This is a genomic window from Mesorhizobium sp. WSM4829, from assembly GCF_055811475.1.
Genome location: NZ_JBVVQJ010000098.1, coordinates 1 through 2465, shown reverse-complemented (window position 1 = coordinate 2465; position 2465 = coordinate 1). Strand labels below are relative to the sequence as shown.

The window sequence follows — 2465 nt, the reverse complement described above, 5'->3', positions numbered from 1 at the left end:
CTATTCCGCGGCGACAAGCTCCCTGTCGCGAGCCTCTTCCAGTTCGCGCACCAGTGGAATGACGCGCTTGCCGAAGACACGCTCTGAGGCCCGACCATTTCTTGCTGAGCACGAGCAGCGAATAAGCCGCCTCGTAGAGAGCCGTGCTGGCCAGTTGGTAACCGCATCGGCCCAACGGCCCTTTGGCTACAAGCTGGCAGTCCTGCGCGGCAGCTCAGCTGCTTGATTCGTTCTCCATAAGAACTGTTATCGCCAACATCCTCGTCCAGCGGTTTCGCGTGTCGAATGTCGCTAGGACTGCGGGCCGCCGCAGTCCCGCCGCCACTGCTAAGGCAGCAAGGCGAAGAGCACGTGAAGACATCCATCCCGTACATGCATTCATAACGGCAAACGATTACCGCAATGACTCGACGAGCGGTATACGAAGGGGCTTCGTCGAGATTGCGATGAGAAAGTTTATCCTGCAGCTAAAACAGTTTTTTAGAGGTCAACCAACTCCCGAAGCAATCGACGACGAGCGGCACGATGCGAGCTTGGGTCCTAATGGCAGTGACAGAATCGACGCTTGTCGAGGCGACTATCGATCTTTGGCCCGCGAGGGCGATCACCAATCCTACGGCGGTAAGGCATGGGACGAACTCTCCGGTGACAGAAAACGCGACAAACCGCATGTTTTTGGGGAGGACAATGACAAGCTCTGCGGATTCGGCGAAAAAGTCCTCTATGGAGGCAGCAAGGATTACCTGACCGCGGGCGTTGACTCACGTTTCCAGGATCCGACGTGCGGCTTCGACCCGAGGTTAGGGTGGAAGCCGCACATCGTCGCTCTCGTCGATACCGAACGCGATGCCTTCATCTTTCATACGGTGGGGTACTACAGGGACGATTTTGGCGCGAACTCCGTCGACAACGCCAGCGTAGTTTACCCGGCGAGCTGGTTTTACAAAGGCAAGTCCTCATTAAACTAGTTCACAGATCGCAAGATGCGCAGCCGTCAAGCGAGTACACATCAGCCCACGAGGGCAACACCTGTCGCATCCCGCCAGGTGAGGAAGGCGCGATCACGAGCAGCTCGGTACTCACTGGCTGAGAGACGATGACGGCAGAGCTGGAAGTGGTTGTGGATCGGAGTGTGAGTGGCGAGGAACTGCCGCGCATGTCCGGCTGATTTGAACCGCCTCATGTGGCGTTCCCGCCGTCGGGTCGGTTGGTGCGAGACCTCACAGCGATTGTTGAGATACCGGCTCTGCCGATGTTCCACGCCCGGCAGGATCCCACGTTTCGCGGCACCAAAGGACCCGAGTTTATCTGTCACGATCACTCTGGCCGCGTAGCACAAACCCTTCAGCAGCTTGCGATAGAAGCGCTTGGCCGCCTTGGTGTTACGGCGACTCTGGACCAAGACGTCGAGCACGTTGCCATGCTGATCAACGGCTCGCCAGAGATAATGCAGTTTGCCTCGGATGCGAACGAACACTTCATCCAAAAACCATTTGTCTCCGGGTGCGGCCGCCTCCGCTTCAGCGTCTTGGCATAGGCGCGCCCGCGCAGGCTCATTCACGGACAGTCTCGTAGCTGACCACGACACCTCGCCCGGCAAGAATCAGATCAATGTCACGCAGGCTCAGGCTGAAGCAGTGATGCAACCAGACGGCCTGATTGATGATCTCGGCCGGATAGCGGAAGCCCCGGTAGGTATCGGACGTCGTGCTCATGAGCAAGACGGTGCCACAGATCGCCGCCTCGGCCAAACTTGACAGTACCGCTGTTGTTGAGGCGCAGCCGCTCGACCTCTTGACTCCAGTCGATCGATCTTGCCGGCCAGATCCGTGACGAGCAGGCGAAGCGCTTCTGGGACAGGGGCTTGTCCGACAATGTCGGATACGCAACACACAGAGTCCGATTAATCACATTGCCGAAACGGTTTTCTCATTTGGCACGGTGCGTGCGTGGTCATCGCAAACACATACGAGGCCAGGAGAGTCGTCCCATGATCCCCCACCAAAAAATGCCGCCCCACCTTTCCACGACGCACTCAAAGATAACGCTCGAGTCGGGCTTGGCAGCATGCTGAGGGCTCATCTGGCCCGGCGCTGCCCACCGATCCACTTTCTCCCAGTGAGGGCGACGAGGAAGCAGCACCTTCAAAATGAGGGACAACTCACTTCACCTGGAACCTTGCCCATCGCCCGGTCATCACATCCGAAGCCATCGATAAATCTTCGGTCTGGCTGGCTGCGCGGGACACTTTTTGCGACCGCGCTGTCGTTTGTGACCACCGCCGCTCCGGTTCTGGCGGCCACCGATGACATCAAGGCGACAAATTTCCTGCTCGACAACGGCATGGAGGTCGTCGTCATCCCCGATCACCGCGCGCCGATCGTCACCCATATGGTGTGGTACAAGATCGGCAGCGCCGATGAGCCGCCGGGCAAGTCCGGCATCGCCCATTTCTTCGAGCATCT

The 2465-nt window shown here is 58.4% G+C and carries 2 protein-coding genes and 2 pseudogenes; 2 read left to right on the top strand and 2 right to left on the bottom strand.

Features of this window, described 5'->3' with window-relative positions:
• Positions 1–79: 79 nt before the first annotated feature.
• Positions 80–184 (bottom strand): annotated as a pseudogene (locus tag AC0L17_RS34290) (IS110 family transposase); the annotation flags it as partial.
• Between the two features lie 262 nt (positions 185–446).
• Here AC0L17_RS34290 and AC0L17_RS34285 point away from each other — a divergent pair.
• Positions 447–968 carry a hypothetical protein gene (locus AC0L17_RS34285; protein WP_473518961.1) on the top strand — a complete coding sequence of 174 codons (522 nt, stop codon included), beginning with the start codon at positions 447–449 and terminating at the stop codon, positions 966–968.
• A gap of 41 nt (positions 969–1009) precedes the next feature.
• Here the strand turns inward: AC0L17_RS34285 and AC0L17_RS34280 are convergent.
• A pseudogene (locus tag AC0L17_RS34280) lies at positions 1010–1715 on the bottom strand (IS6 family transposase).
• Positions 1716–2271: 556 nt separating this feature from the next.
• Between AC0L17_RS34280 and AC0L17_RS34275 the strand changes: the two are divergent.
• Positions 2272–2465: insulinase family protein (locus AC0L17_RS34275; RefSeq protein WP_473518960.1), on the top strand; the 194-nt coding region annotated here is incomplete at its 3' end.